Annotated in this window: 15 protein-coding genes and 1 pseudogene; 9 read left to right on the top strand and 7 right to left on the bottom strand. The window is 71.7% G+C overall.

From position 1 onward, the window contains the following. Positions 1-14: 14 nt before the first annotated feature. Positions 15-386, top strand: coding sequence for a DoxX family protein (locus ACWDUM_RS16770; RefSeq protein ID WP_450134837.1), 372 nt, complete (start codon positions 15-17; stop codon positions 384-386). Here the strand turns inward: ACWDUM_RS16770 and ACWDUM_RS16765 are convergent. Together ACWDUM_RS16765 and ACWDUM_RS16760 are read right to left on the bottom strand one after the other, a co-directional pair. Continuing rightward, positions 330-3,746, bottom strand: coding sequence for an ATP-dependent helicase (locus tag ACWDUM_RS16765; protein WP_450134836.1), 3,417 nt, complete (start codon positions 3,744-3,746; stop codon positions 330-332). The genes ACWDUM_RS16770 and ACWDUM_RS16765 overlap by 57 nt on opposite strands. Further along, positions 3,743-7,018: an ATP-dependent helicase gene (locus tag ACWDUM_RS16760; protein ID WP_450134835.1), complete on the bottom strand. Its 3,276-nt coding sequence runs from the start codon at positions 7,016-7,018 to the stop codon at positions 3,743-3,745. Before ACWDUM_RS16760 ends, ACWDUM_RS16765 begins: the two co-directional genes overlap by 4 nt. A 243-nt stretch (positions 7,019-7,261) precedes the next feature. Between ACWDUM_RS16760 and ACWDUM_RS16755 the strand changes: the two genes are divergently transcribed. Genes ACWDUM_RS16755 through murJ form a run of 4 tightly spaced genes read left to right on the top strand, consistent with a single transcriptional unit; the run spans position 7,262 to position 10,444 of the window. Further along, entirely contained in the window at positions 7,262-8,047 is a 786-nt protein-coding gene (locus tag ACWDUM_RS16755) for an alpha/beta fold hydrolase (protein WP_450134834.1), read from the top strand. Then, the gene (locus ACWDUM_RS16750; protein WP_450134833.1) at positions 8,048-8,353 is read left to right on the top strand and encodes an MGMT family protein; all 306 of its coding nucleotides are present in this window, start codon (positions 8,048-8,050) and stop codon (positions 8,351-8,353) included. It abuts the gene before it with no gap. Further along, positions 8,289-9,050 carry a lysophospholipid acyltransferase family protein gene (locus ACWDUM_RS16745; protein WP_450134832.1) on the top strand — a complete coding sequence of 254 codons (762 nt, stop codon included), beginning with the start codon at positions 8,289-8,291 and terminating at the stop codon, positions 9,048-9,050. Before ACWDUM_RS16750 ends, ACWDUM_RS16745 begins: the two co-directional genes overlap by 65 nt. Then, on the top strand, positions 8,963-10,444 hold the full coding sequence (murJ, locus tag ACWDUM_RS16740) for a murein biosynthesis integral membrane protein MurJ (protein ID WP_450134831.1): 1,482 nt from the start codon (positions 8,963-8,965) through the stop codon (positions 10,442-10,444). The genes ACWDUM_RS16745 and murJ overlap by 88 nt, the downstream gene beginning before the upstream one ends. A gap of 149 nt (positions 10,445-10,593) precedes the next feature. On the opposite strand, the pseudogene ACWDUM_RS16735 reads toward murJ, so the two are convergent. From ACWDUM_RS16735 to ACWDUM_RS16725, 3 genes and pseudogenes are all read right to left on the bottom strand, one after another. Beyond that, positions 10,594-12,510: pseudogene (locus tag ACWDUM_RS16735) on the bottom strand (thioesterase domain-containing protein); the annotation flags it as partial. Between the two features lie 327 nt (positions 12,511-12,837). Beyond that, positions 12,838-13,131, bottom strand: coding sequence for a hypothetical protein (locus tag ACWDUM_RS16730; RefSeq protein WP_450115786.1), 294 nt, complete (start codon positions 13,129-13,131; stop codon positions 12,838-12,840). A gap of 188 nt (positions 13,132-13,319) precedes the next feature. Further along, complete coding sequence (locus tag ACWDUM_RS16725; protein ID WP_450134830.1) at positions 13,320-13,787, bottom strand: winged helix-turn-helix transcriptional regulator; 468 nt, start codon at positions 13,785-13,787, stop codon at positions 13,320-13,322. Between the two features lie 53 nt (positions 13,788-13,840). Here ACWDUM_RS16725 and ACWDUM_RS16720 point away from each other — a divergent pair, with 53 nt between their 5' ends. The 4 genes from ACWDUM_RS16720 (at position 13,841) to ACWDUM_RS16705 (ending at position 17,635) form a co-directional block, all read left to right on the top strand. Then, the gene (locus tag ACWDUM_RS16720; protein ID WP_450134829.1) at positions 13,841-14,266 is read left to right on the top strand and encodes a PaaI family thioesterase; all 426 of its coding nucleotides are present in this window, start codon (positions 13,841-13,843) and stop codon (positions 14,264-14,266) included. A gap of 18 nt (positions 14,267-14,284) precedes the next feature. Then, entirely contained in the window at positions 14,285-14,998 is a 714-nt protein-coding gene (locus tag ACWDUM_RS16715; protein WP_450134828.1) for a transglutaminase domain-containing protein, read from the top strand. A 95-nt stretch (positions 14,999-15,093) separates the two neighbouring features. After that, a complete protein-coding gene (locus ACWDUM_RS16710; RefSeq protein ID WP_450134827.1) occupies positions 15,094-15,747 on the top strand; it encodes an LppP/LprE family lipoprotein in 654 nt (217 codons plus the stop codon). A gap of 136 nt (positions 15,748-15,883) precedes the next feature. Next, complete coding sequence (locus tag ACWDUM_RS16705; protein ID WP_450134826.1) at positions 15,884-17,635, top strand: NTP transferase domain-containing protein; 1,752 nt, start codon at positions 15,884-15,886, stop codon at positions 17,633-17,635. On the opposite strand, the gene ACWDUM_RS16700 is transcribed toward ACWDUM_RS16705, so the two are convergent. Together ACWDUM_RS16700 and ACWDUM_RS16695 are read right to left on the bottom strand one after the other, a co-directional pair. After that, positions 17,577-18,359, bottom strand: coding sequence for a sirohydrochlorin chelatase (locus tag ACWDUM_RS16700; RefSeq protein WP_450134825.1), 783 nt, complete (start codon positions 18,357-18,359; stop codon positions 17,577-17,579). The genes ACWDUM_RS16705 and ACWDUM_RS16700 overlap by 59 nt on opposite strands. Then, positions 18,356-19,573, bottom strand: coding sequence for a uroporphyrinogen-III synthase (locus tag ACWDUM_RS16695; RefSeq protein ID WP_450134824.1), 1,218 nt, complete (start codon positions 19,571-19,573; stop codon positions 18,356-18,358). Before ACWDUM_RS16695 ends, ACWDUM_RS16700 begins: the two co-directional genes overlap by 4 nt. Positions 19,574-19,575: the final 2 nt, after the last annotated feature.

The raw sequence follows: 19,575 nt of genomic DNA, 5'->3' as shown, positions 1-19,575 counted from the left end.
GCCAGGGTGGAGCCGTGCCCATCTCCCCCGCCCCCGCCCTCGCCTCGCTGCTGCTCGGTTCCGGTGCGCTGCATTTCGCCACCCCGAAACCGTTCGATGCGATCGTCCCGCGCCTGCTGCCGGGCCGCGCCCGCACCTACACCCAGGTCTCCGGCGCCGCCGAACTCGCGATCGGGGCCGCGCTGGCGGTGCCCCGCACCCGCCGGATCGGCGGCACCCTCGCGGCCGCCCTGTTCGTCGCCGTCTTCCCGGCCAACGTCCAGATGGCGATCGACTGGCTACGCAGCGACAGGAAGTCGGTGCCGGCGAAGGCCGTCGCGGTGGCCCGGCTACCGCTGCAGATCCCGCTCGTCGTCGCCGCGCTGAAGGTGCGGCGCAAGGGCTGAGCCCGCCGTCGCCTCGGCGCCTGCGGTCTCGATCAGGCGCACCAGGTCGGCGGCGTCGGGCAGGTCCTCGGGTGCGATGGTGCGGCCGGTCCGCACGTAGTGGAACGCGGCCCGGACACGGGAGGGATCGACCGGGTCGCCGCCGCGGGCCAGCGCCCGCGCCGACATCAGCTCCGCCCACGCGATCCGGTACGCCGCCAACTGCATTGCGACGGCATGCTCGTTCGCGGCGCTGGGTTCGGCGCCGGTCTTCCAGTCGATCACCGTCCACCCGCCGTCGGGGTCGGCGAACACCGCGTCGATCCGGCCGCGCACCACGGTGCCTGCGATGGAGGTCTCGAACGGCACCTCCACCTCGACGGGGCTGCGGTGCGCCCACCGCGACCGCAGGAATGCCTCCTGGAGTGCCTCGAGGTCACCGTCGGGGGCGCCGTCGGTGTCCGCGGCGCCGGGCAGCTCGTCCATGTCCAGTAGCCGGGTCGCTCCGAACCTGCGCTCGATCCAGGCGTGGAACGCGGTGCCCCGGCGTGCCAGCGGGTTCGGCGGGAACGGCAGCGGCCGGCGCAGGCGAGCGGCGAGCTCGTCGGGGGCCGCCGCGAGGTCCACGAGCTGGCTGACCGACATCTGGTTCGGCAGTGCCACCTCCGCCCGGGCCGCCGCCCGGGCCGCTCGCTCGGCGAGCAGCGCGTCCACGTCCGCGGCCCAGCCCTCCGGGTCCGGATTTTCGTCGGCGGCCTCGGGAGCCGCGGCCGGTTCGGTCGCCGACAGCGCGGCGAGCACCAGCTCCGACCCGTGATCGACCGCGGTACGCCTGTCCCCCAACGGGTCCTGCGGCCACTGCACGTTCACCGGGTCCGCGGTGAGCGGGTTCTCCACGTCCGGCTCGGGGTCGGGAGCCCAGTGCTCGACGATCCCGATCGGACGACCGGCCTCCGATGACGTTTCGACTACCGCGCGCATCTCGGTCAGGAACTCCGACGGCCCCTTCGGCTTGCTGCCGGACTCGGACCAGTGGTACCCGGACAGATACAGCGCCCGCTCGGTGCGGGTGAGCGCCACGTAGAACAGCCGGCGGTCCTCCTCGAGCTTGCGGCGCCCGAGTGCCTCCTTGTGGGCGGTGAGCGCGTCCTCGAGATCCTTGCGGTCGCAGACGTTCTCCAGGTCGAGCACCGGCACCCCGTCGGACCCGTCACCGTCCTGGGCTCGGTCTCCGCGCAACTGCGGGGGCAGTTCGGCGACCGAGCCGAGCCAGGTGCCGGTCGCGGTGCCGGACGGGAACACCCCCTCGACCACGTGCGGGACGGCCACGACCTGCCATTCGAGCCCCTTCGAGGAGTGGACGGTCAGCACCTGCACCCGGTCCGGGGCGACCTCGACCTCGCCCGGGGCGAGTCCGTTCTCGACCGTCTCCGCCGCGGCGAGGAAGGCCAGCAGCCCGGTCAGGGTGGCGGACGGGTTGCGGCCGTAGCCGGCGACGGCGTCGGCGAACGCGTCGAGGTGTTCGCGCCCGGCGCCACCGGGGCCGGTCCACGGCAGCCGGGCCTGTGCCTCGATGCCGATGCCGAGCACCCGCTCCACCTCGGCGACGAGTTCGGTGAGCGGCTGCCCGATCCGTTCGCGCAGCGACGTCAGTTCCGCCGCGAGCGCGCCGATACGGGCGTGACCGAGGGGTGAATACCGTGACGGCGCCCCGGGATCGGCGATCGCGTCGGCCAGGCCTGCCTGCTCGGCGTACTCCCCGGGCAGCGCCGCGTCCAGGGCCTGGTCGAGGCTGGCGGCGTCGGTGACCGCACCTCCCGCGCCGCGCGCCGCGCCGACCGCGAGTTCCCGCGCCCGCCGCCACAGGGCCGCGAGGTCGGCGACGCCGAGTCGCCAGCGGGCACCGGTCAGGACGCGCACGGCCGCGCTGCCCGCGAGCGGGTCGGCGACCAGGCGGAGCATCGCGATCACATCCGCGACCTCGGGGACGTGCAGCAGGCCGCCGAGCCCGACCACCTCGACGGGCAATCCCCTGCGGCGCAGTGCCGCGGCGATCGGCGCGGCGTCGGCGTTGCGACGGATCAGCACCGCCGCGGTCGGCGGCGCCTCGCCCCGCTTGGCGGCGTCGGCGTACTCGGCGGCGATCCGTTCGGCGATCCAGTCGCGTTCGCGGTCGACGTCCTCGTGGAGTGCGAGACGGATGTCGCCGGGCGCCACATCGGGTTTCGGACGCAGTTCCGGCACCGGCACCCCGCGTTCGCGCAGACACGCCGAGGCGGCGTTGGCGAGTTCGAGTGCCTCCGAAGGGTTTCGCCAACTGGTCAGCAACTCGAGGCGTGGCGCGGGCCGCCCGTCCGGCAGCGGGAAGTCGGTCGCGAAGCGGGGCAGGTTCGCGGCCGACGCACCCCGCCAGCCGTAGATGGACTGCATCGGGTCGCCGACCGCGGTCAGCGCGAGGGAACCGTCCTCGCCGCCACCGAACAGCGACGACAGCAGCACGCGCTGCGCGTGCCCGGTGTCCTGGTACTCGTCGAGCAGCACCACCCGGAACCGCTCCCGTTCGGAGCGGCCGACCTCGGGATGTTCGGCGGCGACGCGGGCGGCGAGGGACATCTGGCTGCCGAAGTCGAGGGCGCCCTCGCGGCGCAGCGCGTCGGAGACCCGCTGTACCAGCGGCAGCAGCGCCACCCGCTCGTGCTGGGTCTCGAGCAGGTCGAGCAGGTCCTTCTTCGGCCCGCCGCGCTGCCGTGGCCCGGCGGGCAACGTGTGGATCAGCTTGTCGAGCTCGGTGTGGGCCTCCCGCAGGTCGTCGGGTTCGACAAGGTGTTCGGCGAGCTGCCCGGACAACGCGAGCACCGCCTCGGTGAGCGAGGTGGGGTTGCGGTCGGTGTCGAGGTCGCCGTCGTAGGCGCTGACGACTCGGTGCGCGAGCTGCCACAGCGCGGTCTCGGACAGCAGTTCGGCGGACGGTTCCATCGGCAGCAGCAGCCCGTGCTCGGTGAGCAGCCGGCCCGCGTAGGAGTGGTAGGTGCTGACCTCCGGTTCCCCGGTGAGGATGCGGCCGCGCAGTTCCTCGCTCAGCCCCAGCGCGCCGACCACCTCGGGATGCGCGAGGCGTGCGAGGCGTTTGCGGATCCGGGACGTCAACTGCTGTGCGGCTTTTCGCGTGAAGGTCAGGCCGAGCACCTGTTCCGGGTCGACGAGTCCGTTGGCGACGAGCCACACCACGCGCGCGGCCATCGTCTCGGTCTTTCCCGCGCCCGCGCCTGCGACGACGAGGGTCGGGCCGAGCGGCGCGGCGATCACCGCGGCCTGCTCCGGGGTCGGCGGGAACTGCCCGAGTGCGGCGGCCACCGCCGCGGGCGAGATCCGGGCGCTCACGACTGGGTCACCTGCCGTCCCTCCTCCTGGGCCGGGCAGCTCCCGATCACCGGGCAGTGCCGGCACCCGTCGTTCGGCCGTGCCCAGTATCCGGGGCCCTGGGTCGCCGCCGCTGCTGCGTGCACCACGTCGAGCCACTGTTCCTCGGTTTCCTCGGTCAGCGGTTCCTGCAGCCGCTGGGTGGCGCCGTCCTTGCGGTTCGCCTTGGCCACGAAGACCAGTCGCGCGCCGCCGGGCTGCGCGGCGGGCTCGCCGTCGATCGCGCCCCGCGCGGCAGCGAGCTGATAGGTGGCGAGCTGAGCGTGCTGCTGGGCGGTCTCCTTGCTGACCGGGGTGCGAGCGGTCTTGACGTCCACGACGACGGGGCGGCCGTCCGCGTCGCGTTCGAGCCGGTCGATCCGGCCGCGCAGCAGCACCGCCGGCTCCCCCTCCACGCGGGCCTCGAGCACCCCGTCGACTGCGACCTCCACACCGACCTCGGTCAGTTCACCGCGGGTGCGCCGCAGCCACTCGGAGAACGAGTCGATCATCTGCGCGGTCCGGTCCATCTCGCGGCGCGAATACCACTGCGATCCCAGATCGACTGCGTCCCATGCGGTCGCGAGGGCCCGGCGCACCTGGTCGCGTGGCATCTTCCCGGCCACCGCCTGCACCAGGGTGTGCACGAGGGTGCCGGTAACGGCGTGCGTGTTCTCCCCGTCGCTGCCGCCGTGGCGTTCGAGCGCCCATCGCAGCGGGCACGCGTCGAGTTGCTCGATCGTGGACGGGGACAACGGGACCGGGCCGTCCTCGGGCCGCCACAGCGGCTCGGTGGTGCTGGGGTCGGCCACCCCGTACCAGTGTTCGGGGTGGGCGCCACGCACCCCGGCGCGGGCGAGCCGGGCGAGCTGGGTTGCCGCGCGGTGCTGCTTGTCGGGATCGGTGTCGGCGAGCTCCGGGTCGCACACCACGCGGCGCAGTTCCGCGATCAAGGACGGCAGCGCCAGCACCCGGCTCGGCAGGGCGGGTGCCAGGTCGGCGGCCGAGTCGCCGAGTTCCTCGTCGGCGCTGAGCAGCTCGTCGACGAACCGGGACGGTTCCAGGTCGGCGTCGCCGGTGGCCGCGCGCACTGCCGTCACGAGAAGGGTGCGGCGGGCGCGACTGCACGCCAGCAGGAACAGCCGGCGTTCCTCGGCCAGCAGCGGCGCCGTCCGCGACAGCGTGGTCTCGCCGGGGTCGGCGACGCCTGCGGTCAGGTCGACGAGGGCCTCGGTACCGAGCAGGGTGCCGCGGGCGCGCAGCCCCGGCCACAATCCCTCCTGGACACCGGCGACCACGACGACGTCCCACTCCCGGCCCGCCGCGGCGTGCGCGCTGAGCACCGACACGGCCTCCGGTCCCGCCGCCGCCGACCGCGGGTCGGACGGGATCTCCTGGTCGGCAAGGTAGTCCACGAACCCGGCGAGGCTGGCCCGGGGCAGTCGGTCGACATAGTTGGCGGCCGCGTCGAACAGCGCGACCACGGCGTCCAGGTCGCGGTCGGCCTGCGCACCGATCGGGCCGCCGCGCACGGACGCCGCCGACCACCGCTTCTCCAGTCCGGTCGCCTGCCAGCACGACCACAGCACGAACTCGACGCCACGGCCCTCGCGGTACGCCTTGCGGGACCGGGACAGCACGGTCAAGGTGCGGCGCAGGGCGCCGAATTCGCCGTCGGTCAGCTTGTCGACCACCTGCTGGTGTTCCTGCTCGCCCTCGACGATCAGGGCGCGCAGGAGTTCCGCGGAATCCCGCTCGCCCCCGGCGGCGAGTTCCACGCGGCGCAGCCCGCGGCGCAACCGACGCAGTGTGACCGGGTCCGCGCCGCCGACCGGCCCGGACACCAGCGCGAGCGCGTCCTCACCGGTGAACGGTCCGCCGGCGATCGCCCGCAGCGCGAGCAGCAGCCCGCCGACCGCATGCTGCCGCGCCAGTGGCAATTCGGAGGCGGCGGTGGTGACCGGCACCCCGGCCGCGAGCAGCGACCGTCGCAGGGGCGCGAGCACCCGCGGTACCGAGCGGACGATCACCGCCATCCGCGACCACGGCACGCCGTCGCGCAGGTGCGCACGCCGCAGGGTGTCGGCAATCAGGGCCGACTCCTTGCCCGCGGTCGCGAGGACGGCGACCGAGGCGTCGCCCGCCTCGTCCGTGACGGGCCGCGCTCCCCGGTGCGGCGGTAACCCGGGCAGCCGGCCCGCGATGCGCGCGGTGACCGCGGAGATCTTCTGGGCGCTGCGGTGATTCGTGCGCAGCACCACCTGCCGGTCGCTGCCCGGATCGGCGAGGTCGGTCAGGTACCGGGCGTCGGCGCCGCGGAACCCGAACACCGCCTGGTCGGGGTCGCCGGCCACCATCGCGAGGTCCGCGCCACGTCCGAGCAGCCGCACGAGCTCGGCCGCCTGCGGGTCGAGGTGCTGGGCGTCGTCGACGAGCAGGCACCGGATCCGGGCGCGTTCGCGGTCCAGCAGGTCGGGGTCGGTGGCGAAGGCGGTCAGCGCGGCGCCGACCAGTTCGGCGGCGTCGAGCGCCGGCGCGGTGGCCTCCGGTGCCTCGACACCGACGGATCCGCGCAGCAGCATCACCTGCTCGTACCGGGTGACGAACGTGCCCGCGGCCACCCATTCGGGCCGGTCGTGCTCGCGCCCGAGCCGGATCAGGTCCTCGGGGCCGAGGCCGCGTTCCCCGGCGCGGAGCATCAGGTCGCGCAGCTGCGCCGCGAACCCGACCATCGGCAGCGCCGGGCGAAGCCGCTCGGGCCAGTAGTCCGCGCCGTCCTCCAGGTCGCCGCGCAGCAGCTCGCGCAGCACGGCGTCCTGCTCGGCACCGGTGATGAGCCGCGGTGGCGGGTTCGAGTGCGCAGCCGCCTGCAGTCGCAGCACCGCGAACGCATACGAGTGCACCGTCCGCACCAACGGCTCGCGGGTGGCCCTCGACTCCCCCGCCCCGAGCAGTGCGGTGGTGATCTGCTCCCGCACCGCAGTCGCGGCCTTACGCGAATGCGTCAGTACGAGAACGGATTCCGGGTCGCCGTCCGGTCCACCGATCCGGGCGGCGGCGAGATCGACGATCAGGGACGTCTTGCCGGTACCCGGGCCGCCGAGCACCTGCCACGGCCGCCGGTCGCGGTTCCCGCGTGCCGAGGCCGCGGCGAGCAACGGGGCAACCTCCGGCCCCCAGGTGCGACGGTCCGGGGTACGCGCGACGCGCCGCACCAGGGTGGTGCCCGGCCGATCCGCCCGCTCGTCGCTCATGACGGGCATTCCATCACGGTCCACCGACAGCCCCGCGCGAGCGTCGTCCCACCGGCGCCGGCTCCGTCGGGCTGCACGTTGCCCACCGTTGACGCCGCCACCGGGCGGGCCCGGTCTACGAGTACCACCTGTTCGTGAACCCGAGTTGGTCGACGAGCACCGCTTCAGATCGGGCGTCGTGCACCTGCACTGTCGCGAACCGGCCTGAACCACGCCCGGCCCGCCCCCGCGCGGTCGGGCACAATGACTGCCGTGTCCGACCTGAAGATCCATCGTTTCGGCCCCGTCGACGGGCCTCCGGTCCTCGCCCTGCACGGGCTGACGGGCCACGGCAAGAGGTGGCGACATCTGGCGGACGGGCACCTGCCGCGCGCCCGGATGATCGCGCCCGACCTGCGCGGGCACGGCCGGTCGACGTGGAGCCCTCCGTGGGGCCTCGCCGACCACGTCGACTCCCTGCTCGAGGTGCTGGCCGCCGAAACCACGGAACCGGTGGTCCTCGTCGGGCACTCGTACGGCGGCGCGGTCGCGGTACACCTGGCCGCCCGCGCACCGGAGAAGGTGCGGGCGCTGCTCCTGCTCGACCCGGCGATGGGTCTCGATCCCGCGAGGATGCTCGAGATCGCCGACCTGACCGTCCGCTACCCCGACTACACCGATGCCGCCGAGGCGCGGTCGGAGAAGGTGCACGGCGCCTGGGCCGACGTCGCGGAGGGCGTGCTCGACGAGGAGATGGCCGAACACCTGATCACGCTCGACAACGGGCGCGTCGGCTGGCGATACGCGGTGCCCGCGGTCGTGGCGTCGTGGGGTGAGCTGGCCCGGCCGATGGTGCTCCCACCCGCGGACCTGCCGACGGTGCTGGTTCAGGCGATGCGGGTGCAGCCGCCGTACGTGACGCCCGCGTTCCGCGCCGCCCTCGCCGAGCGCCTCGGCGACCGGCTGACGGTGGTGGAGATGGACGTCGACCACATGGTCGCCAACTCGCGGCCCGCCGAGGTGGCCGCACTGATCGAGAAGCTGTTGTAGATGGCCGCGACCACCGAGGAGCAGGTCGAACGCGTCCGGGACCTGGTCGCGGCGATCCCTGCCGGGCGGGTCGCCACCTACGGGGACATCGCCGCGGCGGCCGGCCTCACGAGCCCGCGGACGGTCGGCTGGATCATGCGCACCGACAGCTCGGACCTGCCGTGGCACCGGGTGGTGCCCGCCTCCGGTCGTCCCGCCCCGCACCTCGCGGCACGGCAGCTGGAACGTCTTGCCGCCGAAGATGTTCCGATCCACGACGGGCGGATCGATCTCGGCGCCGCCCGGCACCGGTTCCGAATCGGGTAGCCGACACCGAACCGGTGGCCACAGGCTCGGGTCCGGGTGGATCACCGTGACGCTGGCGGCGAGAAGGCGGTCACGTTCCTGGCGAAGACCGAGTACTGCAACGGGGACGGCTTCAACGGTCGTGTTCGACGGTGGTTCTTCGCTGCCTTGGGTCAGATCCCGGTCGATCGACGGGGGCGGGGGCGTCACCGGCGCTCGAGGCCGCGGCCCGGATCATCGAGCGGAGGAGCACCCAGAGGGGACACGATCGCCCGATGGTCGTCTCCATCGAGGGCGCACGGGCACTGTCCGCATCGCGATGGACACCGGTGTCCCCCTCGTGCCGGTGAGGATCACGGGAACCCGACCCGATCCCTGTGTGCCGTGGTGGTGCCGCAGGGTTGGGGTCGAGATCCTCGAACCGTCGGAGCTGGCACCTTTTCGGAACGCAGGTGGGGACGGCGGCCGCGCAGCCACGGATGCGGGCAACCCTCGCCTGCTCACGTGGTCGTGCACGATGGTCGGATGGCAGTTTCTCAGAGCGGGTTTGCGCGCGCGACCGGTGCTGTCGCATTGGCAACCGCGGCCAGTCGAGCGACAGGGTTTCTCCGCACCCTTGCGTTGGCTGCCGTGTTGGGAACAGCGGCGGTCGGCGATGCCTACAACGGCGCGAACAGCATGCCGAACATGGTGTACGAGCTTCTTCTCGGCGGCGTGATGAGCAGCGTCTTCATCCCGGTGCTTGCGCGTGCGCGGCTCCGTGGTCGAACGTACTCGCGGATCTTCACGCAGCGTCTACTGCTGGCAACGGTTCTCGCGGCCGCGGTCATCACCGTCCTGGCGGTGGCGTGCGCGCCGTTGCTGGTCGCCGCGCTGGTGTCCGATGCGGAGCAGTCGCAATTGGCGACGGTGCTGGCGTACCTGTTGTTGCCGGAAATCTTCTTCTACGCGGTCGCCGCGACCGTGACGGCCGTGCTGAACGTGCGTGACAGTTATGCGCCCGCGGCCTGGGCGCCGGTGGTCAACAATCTGATCGTGCTTACGACGGTCGGGATCTTCGCGGCGGTACCGGGACCTGTGACGTTGTTGCCGTCAACGATGACCACTACCCAAGTTCTGATTCTGGGTGTCGGAACCACGATCGGTATCGTGGGACAGGCCATCTGGACGGTGGCTGCGTTGCGACGTACCGGATTCCGGTGGAGTTGGCAGGTGCGGCCGGTGCCGTACACATGGCGACCGGTCCGCGCCGGCACGAGACTGGCCGGGTGGGTACTGCTGTACGTCGCGATCAGTCAGGCGGGGGTCGCGCTCGTGCTCGGTGTGGCGTTCAGTCACGGCGGTGTCTCCACCTACACGTACGCCGACCTGCTGTTCCAGGTGCCGTACGGGATCCTCGGAGTGTCCCTGCTGACCGTGCTCATGCCACGCATTTCCCAAGCGGTAGCTGTCGGGGACCGCGACGCGGTGGTCGCCGACATGGGCCGCGCTGCCCGGTACTCGGTGGTCGCGCTCGTCCCCGCCGCGGTCGCGATGACCCTCCTCGGTCCGATGCTGACCACGGTGATTTTCGTCGGCCGCGTCGATGTGAACGCCGCACGCCTCATCGGTGTCGCGCTCGCACTGTCGGCATTCGGATTGCCCCCGTTCGCGTTGGTCATGCTGCAACTGCGTGTCTTCTACGCGGGCGGTGACATGCGCGCACCCGCAGTGATCAACGCCGGCATGGTGGCCGCGAAGATCGCAGTCGTCGCCCTCGCCGTCGCAATGCTCCCGGACAAGGCGATCGTGGTGATGCTCCCGGTCGCGAGTTCACTGTCCTACCTCGTGGGTGCCATCAGCGGACACCTGGTCCTACGTCGCCGTTACGGGCTGCTCGGCTTCCACATCGTGCTCGGGACATTCGCGCGGGTGCTTTGGGCGTCGATCGCCACCGGAGTGGTCTGCCTCCTTCTTGTCGGGCTGTCGCACCACCTGCTCGGTAACCCACGGCAGGCCGCTGCTGCAGCCCTGACGGCGGTGGTCGTCTTCGGGGTTCCCACATTCCTCATTGCGGCAAAGAAGATCGGCATCCCAGAGGTGCGCAACGCTGCGGCTCTCTTGTCCAGTTGATCAACGAACACTGCTGGACAGATCGTGAACACAATCTGCTCGTCGAGTCCGAAACAAGCGCAGTTCAACTCGCACAGCACTCGCACAAGGCGCATCACCACTTGACGATTCCGGTCTCCCACGGCACATGGTGTGCAACTCCGCGAGGATCATGGACTGGGCAGCGTGCCTTCGATGGCGGCCAACTTGTTCGTCAGGTCGGCCCCCACCTTCCTGATGTACGGCTCGTCGATGATCTGGATGTGATCGCAGCCGACGTGGACGATCTCCAGGTTCTCCACGGCCTCGCCCCACCCGCCGTCGGGCTGACGGATCGCGAATGCCGGTTCGAGAGCGATCTGGTCGTCGAGGTAGGTCTCGGCCATGTAGAGCACGACGTCGCGGTCGTAGCTTTCGAGGTCGGTGGACGGGACCGCCCGGTTGTCGAGCCAGGACGTGCGCTGGTGTTCGATGATGCCGCTCGGGATCTTCGCCCCGCTCAGCTTGAGCAGGTCCATCAGGATCTTGATCTGCTCTTCGTCGCTACCGGCGGCAGCGAGTTGGTCGTACGGCAGCGGTGCATCGAAGTTGTAGGTCTTCTTCGCGAACGCGCCATACCTCTGCCAACGCGCCCGGATCTCCTCCGGGGTGTTCTCGACCTTCACCCCGGGCAGGACGGTGTCGATCAGGCCGACAAGCCGCACGTCGGCGCCTTCCCGGCGGAGTTGCTTCGCGACCGCGTACGCGAGGGCGCCACCGAAGGACCAGCCGCACAGCACATACGGGCCGTCACCTTGGATCGCGCGCAGCAACGGAACATACTCCTTCGCGCGCTCCTCGAGCGGGCCCTCGACGCGTTCGAGGCCGAACATCGGGGTGTGGTCGGGGAGCCGCTTGAGCAGCGGCTCGTATGCGACAGTCGAGCCGCCGGCGGGGTGGAAGACGAACACCGGCAAGGCGTTCGAGCCCTCGACGCGGGGGCGCAGCGTGCGGACGAGTCCGTCGATCTCGAGGCCGTCTTCGAGGTGCAGGCGCACGGTTTCGGCTAGCTGCTCGATGGTCTCGGAGTCGAGGACGTCGTCGACGCCGATCTCGCCGCCGGCACGTTCGGTGAGGCGGGCGGCCATCTTCTCGGCGGTGTCGGCGTCGAGGATCGGCAGGGTCGCGAAGATGCTCCTCGCGGACTTTCCGGTGACGACGGCCCAGGTCGCGAACGCCAGCCGTTCGGCTGCGTCACGCGGCGGCACGTCGATGTCGCCGGACTCGGGTGGCGCCCCGACCACACACTCCTCGGGGACCGCGACCGCCTCGGAGGCCTGTGCGGCTTCGCGTTCGGACTGCTGCTGCGCCGCGAGCGCTTTCACCTCCTCCCGGTTCTCGACTGCGTAGCGCAGGTAGGTCGCGACGTCGCGCAAGCTTGCGTCCTTCACCGCCGACAGTTGCAACTGTGGGATGTCGAACTCGTACTCGACGCGGTTCTTGATCCGCACCGCCATCAGCGAGTCCAAACCCAGCTCGATGAGGGGAATCTCGGTGGGCAGGTCCTCGAGTGCGTAGCCCATCGCCTCGGCAACGATGAGCGACAGCCGGCCCTCGAGGGGCTGCGTCCCCTCCGGGTCCCACCGTCCACCGAAGCTCTCGACCACCTCGGGAAGCTCCTCCACCGGCACTGCCGGCGCCGACACAGCCGAGATCGGCTTCGGAACCACTTCGCCCGAGGAGACGACGGCCTCACACAGCAGTGCGAATCCCGCCGCATTGACGATGCTCGAGGTGGTGTTCTCGGCGTTGCAGTGCACCTGGACTGCCGCCCCACCCGGGTGCCGCAGCATGATCACACTGAGGGCACCACTGGACGGCACATCGGCGTGAGCCACGATCGTTACCAGGTTGACCTGTGGAAGCACCTGCGCCGCAGCGGTTGTGACAAGGTCCTCGAAGCTGGAACCGGCTGATCCCGGCACCTCCCACGCGTGACGTCCATCCGGCAGTGCAACCCGCGCCCAGGAATGCCCCTGACCGTCCCGGTCCTCCGCCGCAAGCTGCGTACCCGTCATCCTGTCATTCCCTCCCGTGGCGCCCACCCGACCGGGGTGCAGCGTCAGCCAATTCCAGTGCCGGCAACAGAATCCGAACACTCCCCGCCTCGGATTCGAAGGCGACGATCATGACACACCCACCGACCTCGCGGTCCGTCAGATTCCAAAAGTATTGCTGCGCAAAGAGATTAATGCGTCCTCGACGCCATGACCGGTGAATCGCCGCAATCGCCGAGGTGTTCACCGCCGCGACCGGCGGCGGCGAACCCCTTTCCGCCGCTGCGCACCTCGCATCCCGAGCGACATGCACTGCGTCCGCCGGCCGGGTCCGTTCGACCAAGGCTCGCCCGGGCAGCCCCAACCTCGACCGAGCCCTCAGAACGTTGCCGGATCCCAGACGAAGAACGGTAGGGGCACGACAACCTGCGCCCGGTTGATTCGGTGTTTGTTGCCCCAGGGATCGACCTGATAGATCTCGGTGACGCCGTGCCATGACGCGCAGTGCATGTTCGCCGTGCCGAACGGGCTGAGTACGACGTTCGTCGTGCGCGAAGCCGGCTCCCACGGAAGTCGGAACTGGTTGCTGCACGGCCGGTACTGCCCGAAGCTGCCGAAATCCTGAGCGGCCGCCGGCTGAGCGAGAGCGCCACCCAAGCCGACGGCCAGCACGGAAGCTGCGACAAACCCTGAGTACCTCATCCAGCCCAACCCCCGAGTACGTAGTAGTTGGTCTGTTTTTCGGCCCTGGAATCGGGAGCGTTACCCACGGCCGTTTCCTGAAGTGGTCGCCGACCGTGATCCTTTCGGCTTTCCGGGTCGGCCGGAGGCCCGGCAACCGCCCTCTCCGGGCGCCGACGTCACCCCGCAAGCGGGCGCGCGCCCGGACCGGGAACGCCGATCGTCTCGCGCGCCGTGAGCCCCTCCTCCCGGACCGGCCGAACCACCGCGTGCACGGGCAGACCGGTCGCACGTTCGCGGACCTCGATGCCGGGGCCGCGGTCGTCGGCGCAGTAACGGTCGCCCCACTGCAACAGCGAGATCAGCACGGGCAGCAGGTCCATGCCCTTCTCGGTGAGCCGGTACTCGTTGCGGGCGCGGCTGCCCTCCTCACGGTAGGACTCCACCCGCAGCACCCCGGCGGCCACCAATTTCCTGAGCCGGTCGGCCAGGACGGACTCGGACATCCCGATGTGGCGGCGCATGTCGTCGAAGCGGCGGACGCCGTTGAAGGCCTCGCGCAGGATCACCATCGTCCACTTCTCGCCGATCACGTCGAGGGTGCGCTGCACCGAGCAGTTCTCGGTGCTCATCTCCAGCCACTCCATGGTCGCCATACTAGTGGTTGCTAACTTCGAATTCAGCAGTTAGCTTCGAGGGTATGTCTTCCACCGATTTCGTCGCGGACGTCGCGTCCCGCCCCGAGAGCAGGTTCGTCGCCGCGGCAGGCCTCATCGTCGACGAGGCCACCGGCACCCGCGTCACCGGCCACATCGACCTGTCCGCGGACCACCACACCCCGTGGGGCGTCGTGCACGGCGGCCTGTACGCGACCGCCGTCGAATCCGCGGCGAGCATCGGCGCCAGCGCCGCCGTCGCCGACCGCGGCCAGTTCGCGGTCGGTGTCCACAACGGCACCGACTTCCTGCGGTCCTCGACCGGCGGCGAGCGCGCCCTCGTCGTCGCCGAGCCGCTGCAGCAGGGCCGTGTGCAACAGCTGTGGCTGGTCACGATCACGAGCGAGCAGACCGGAAAGACCCTCGCCCGTGGCCAGGTTCGACTGCAGAACGTGCCGCTCCCGGGCTGACGGGGATAGCGTCTCGATGTGACGTGCACTCTGGTGACGCCCTGGCGGGGCCGGGACCTGACCGCCCGCGGGACGGCCGCGCGCGGCGGCGTCGACCCGACCGCCATTCTCGACTGGCGTCACCCTGCCTTCGACGCCCTCCCGCGACGCACGGCCGGCGAATCCGAGTCCGCTCTCCTGCGCGCCGTGCACCGGGGCGTCGGCGCCCGGGTTGCCGCGGTGTACGGACTCGACGACACCCAGCCGTCGTCCGTCACCCTCGCCCGCACCGCCGGGTCCTGCAGCCAGCGCCTGGCGGTGGCGGAGGCCTGCGCCCGGCGGGCGGGCATCGCCACCCGTGTCGAGGGCCTCGTGCTGCACGGTGAGTTCTGGTATCCGCGCTTCGGGTACCTGAGGCCGTTCGTGCCGGACCGGGTGCTGCTCGCGTGGCCGAGTTTCCTGGTCGACGGCGAGTGGACCGACGCGTCGGTCGTGTTCTCCGACTCCGGGTGCGCGGCACCGCTGCCGTTCACCAACAGCGGCGAGGAAACCCTGTTCGACGCCGCCGCGCGGTCCCCCGTCAGCTGGACCGCCACTGATTCCGCTTCGTGTCTGGACCTTTCAGGCGCAGTACTGCAGTCACTCGGCACCTTCGACTCCCGCGACGAGCTGTTCGCGACGTACGGACAGACGCTGCGCCCGCTCGTCCGGGCCACGATCGACCCGGTGTTCCGCCGTCGCGGTGCACGCTGACCTCGGCGGCGACACGCGTTCCCACGTCCGCCTACCCGACGCCGTCCCCGGCCCGGCATATCGTCGGGCAGACCAACGGACACACGGGAGCCGGTATGAAACCCACCCTCGCCGCGGTCGCGGGCGCTGCCCTCCTCCTCGCGGCGGTCGCCGGTTGCGGCGACGACGTCGGTTCGGGCACGGTGACGACACACCCGGTCACGACGAGCCCGACAGCCACGACCATCCCGGCCGAGACGAGTGTCGAGGAGGCGAGCGAGCAAACCGCGCCGCCGCAGCCCTCCGCGCCGCCCACCACCGCACCGCCCGCGGCCGCGAGCCCGATCAGCGGCAACGGCCTGTGTCTGGACCCGACCTCGTCCGGTGTCACCGCCGCGCTGGCCTCCCTCGGCCCCGACGACACCTCGTGGATCGTCGACCGGGCCGACCCCGCCGCGATCGGGAACTGCCCCGAACTGCTCTGGCTGATCGCGACACCCGCCGGCGCCACCGCGAGTACCCCGGAACACGTCGTGTTCTTCCACGACGGCCGGTTCCTCGGCACCGCGACGTCGGAGCCGTACTCCTACACCTCCGTCGCCGGGTCCACCGCGGACACGGTGACCGTGCAGTACAGGTGGTTGGGACCGGGCGACGCGAACTGCTGCCCGTCCGGCGGTCCGGCGACGGTCGACTACCGGTGGGACGGTGGCACGGTCGTGATGCAGCAACCTCTTCCGCAGGCGATGCTCGACTCGTACGGCCGCTGAATCCAGGGCTGCGGCGACCGCGGCGTGGTCGCGTCGGCGACCGTCGCGCCGAACTCGCGGTCACCGTCTCGCCGACGTTCACCGGTGCGTGGGCGGCGAGAAGGTGCACCGGGAGCGACCGTGCGACGATGGACCGATGAGCGCCGAAAGGTTTGACGCCATTGTCCTCGCCGGCGGGTCCGGCACCCGGATGGGCGGCGTGGACAAGCCCGCGATCGAGGTCGGTGGCCGCAGCATGCTGGCCACCGCGCTCGCGGCCGTCGAGGACGCAGGGGTCACCGTCGTCGTCGGACCGCCTCGCACCGAACTCGATTCGGCCGTCGTCCAGGTCCAGGAATCTCCGCGCGGCGCGGGACCGGTGGCGGCCCTCGCCGCCGGACTGCGTGAGGTCGGGAACAGCCCGATCGTCGTGGTGCTGGCCGCCGACCTTCCGGCACTGACCGCGGAGGCGGTCGACCGTCTGTGTGAGGCCGTCGACACCTCGAGCGCCGACGCCGCCTTCGCCGTGGACGAGGCCGGCCGCGTGCAATTCCTTCTCGGGGTGTGGCGGACCGCCGCGCTGACCTCGCGGCTCGCCGCACTCGACGGGCTGCCCAACCAGCCGATGAAGTCGCTCGTACCCGACAACGTGACGACAGTGGCAATGACGGACATCTCCGACTGCGACACCGAAGCCGATCTCCTCGCCGCACGCGCGCGGGCCGCCGACGCACCGGTGTCGATCGCCGAGGCCCGCGAGGCCGTCCGCCGCCGGATCGAGACACTGCCCGCGCTCGAACTGCCGCCGCTGGACGCGATCGGGGGCGTCCTCGCGCAACCACTGATCGCCGCCGACGCGCTGCCCCGGGTCGACGTGTCGGCGATGGACGGGTATGCGGTGTCCGGGCCCGGACCGTGGCGTCTCGACGACGCCGTGCGCTACGCGGGCTCCGCGGACGAGGTGGTCCTCGACCCCCGGCACGCGGTGCGGATCGCCACCGGTGCGCACCTGCCGACCGGCGCCACCGCCGTGATCCGTGACGAGCACGTCGATCTCGACGGACAGACCCTCTCGCGCTCCGCCGACGCCCCCGACCGGGACGACACCCGGCGCCGCGGTGAGGACTGGGCACCCGGAACGTCACTGGCCGTGGGCGGCACCCCCATCACCGCCGCGCTCGCCTCACTCGCCCGTAGCGCGGAGGTCACCGAACTGCTGGTTCGGGGTCCGGTGCGCGCGCACGTCGTCGTCACCGGTGACGAGATCCGCCGCGACGGACCCCTGCGCGACGGGCAGACCCGCGACTCCCTCGGACCCGTTCTGCCCCATTATCTTTCGTGGTGCGGACTGCACACTGCCACCGACACCCACCTCCGGGACACCGTCGGCGGTTTCGACGAACTGCTCGCCGCGGGGTCGACCGACACCGATGTCATCGTCATCGTCGGCGCCACCGGCGGTGGCGCCGCAGACCACCTGCGCCGGGCACTGGACCGGTCGGGCGCCCGGACGGTGGTGAGCCGGGTGCGGTGCCGGCCCGGGGGCTCACAGATCGTCGCGTCGCTGCCGGACGACCGGGTCGTCCTCGGACTACCTGGCAACCCCTTCGCCGCGGTGGCGACGGTCCTGCTCACCGCGCCGGCCGTGGCCGCCGCCCTGACCGGAGCTCCGCGGCCGGTGCCGGTCACCGGGGTGATCGCCAACGGCGCAGAACTCGCGCCCGCCGGAAGTCGCGGGGACACCCCCCGGATCGTGCCGGTCACCCGGCGGCCCGACGGCAGCTGGCGCGGCGTCAATCAGGTGCGCACCGCACACCTGGGGGCGCTCGTCGGGGCCGAGGCCCTCGCCGTCATCGAACCGGCAACACCCGACGGAGGAGTCGTGGAACTGCTTCCGCTGCCTCGCTGACCGTGGAACGCGGCTGCGGCGCAGCACCTTCGACGGCCGCGACTCCCGCCCGATAGCGCGCCACCAGCAGGCGCACCAACGCCGGGTGCACGCCGAGCGGTTCGGCGACCCCGTCCGCGCCGGCCTCCCCGAGCCTGGTGTGGAACAGCCCGTGCGCCAACAGGTACGACGCGACGAACACCCGGCGCCCCGACGCCTCGCGCACCCGGCGGACCACGTCGGGGACCCGCGGTTGTGCGGTTGCGGCATAGCCGATCTCGACCCGGTCACCGGTCAGCTCGGCGAGCATCGCCGCCGCCCGCTGCACGTCCGCGAGCGCGCGGGGATCCGACGAGCCGGCCGCGGCGAGCACCACCGCGTCGCCGCGTCGCCACCCGGTCTCGCGGAGCCGCTCACGCAACACCAGCGCCAGCACCGGGTCCGGTCCGAGCGCCGGGGTGACGTGGGCGGCCGGGTGCCCCGACTCGGTGACCTCGCGCGGGACATCGCTGTGCACGTGGTACCCGGACGCCAGGAAGGCGGGCACCACGACGGCGGGCCCACCCAGATCACGCAGCACCTCCGCCGGAGACGGGCCAAGCACGTCGACGAACGCCACCCGGGTGATGCCGACCGATGCCGAGACCTCCTCCGCGAGCGCCGCGACCAGGTCGACGCCACGGGTCGAGCGGGTGCCGTGAGCGACGAGCACCAGCGCCGGCCGGCACCGGTCGCGCCGGCTCACGACCGCTTCCCGTCGTCGTCGCCGCAGTCGGCGGGATCGATCGCGAGCCGGTAGCCGCGTTTCACGACGGTCTGCACGATTTTCGGCGCCCCGAGGCAGGACCGCAGCCGCGCGATCGCCGTCTCCACGGCATGGGTGTCGCCCCCGCCGCCGGGCAGCACCGCGAGGAGTTCCTCACGGGAGACGACCCGACCGGGGCGCCGCGCGAGCGTGCGCATCAGCGCCATCGCAGCGGGCGCGAGCTGACGTACCTCGCCGTCCACGACGACGCACCCGCCGCGCACACTCAACTCGTGCCCGGCGGCGTTCACCCTCATCGCACGACGGGGCAGTTCCTCGGCGATGTGCCGGGCCAGGGAGCCGAGCCTGGCCCGCCCCGGCATCGTGGTGCGCACGCCGAGTGCCTCGAGCGGAGCGGCGGTCACCGGACCGACACACACCGCGATCACCCGACCTCCGAACGCGGCCAACAGCGGGTCGACGAGACCGATCTCCTTGGCGCGCATCAACATCGCCGCGACTGCGGGCGCACTGGTGAAGCTGACCGCATCCAGACCGCCACCGACGGTCAGCTCGATCAACCGATCCATCGCGCTCTGGTCGTCCGGCGGGGTCCACCGGTAGACGGGGACGGGGACGACCTCGGCGCCGGCCAGTCGGAGCACCTCGCAGAAGTCGGGCAGCGGCTCCCACTCCGTTGTGGCACCGTGCAGCTGCACGGCGATCCGCTTGCCCTCCACCCCCTCACCGAGCAGGTGGTCGAGCACCTCTGCCGAGGACTCCGACGCCGGCGACCATTCCTCGCGCAGGTCAGCGGCACGGATGGCGCCCTTGGCCTTGGGGCCGCGGGCGAGAATCCTGGACCGGCCGAGCGCCTGTCCCAGGTCCTCGGCCAGACCCCAGCCGTCGGCCGCCTCCATCCATCCGCGGAAACCGATCCCGGTGGTCGCCACCGTGATCTCCGCGGGCCGCGCGATCAACTCCCTGCTCACCCGTTCCAGCTCGGCGTCGTCGACGAGCGGGATGATGCGGATCGCCGCGGCCTGTACGACCGTTGCGCCCCGCCGGGTGAGCAGGGTGGTGAACTCTTCGGAACGCCGGGCCGCGGTCACCCCGATCGTGAACCCCTTCAGCGGGTCACCGCCGGGGCCCCGGAGCGGTTCGCCACCGGAAACACCGAGCGGCTCGCCGCGGGAAGCCTGTGCCTGTGCCATCG

Source organism: Rhodococcus sp. NPDC003322, from assembly GCF_053589555.1.
Note: the sequence above shows the minus strand (reverse complement) of the source record. Positions and strands in the feature narration are given on the sequence as shown.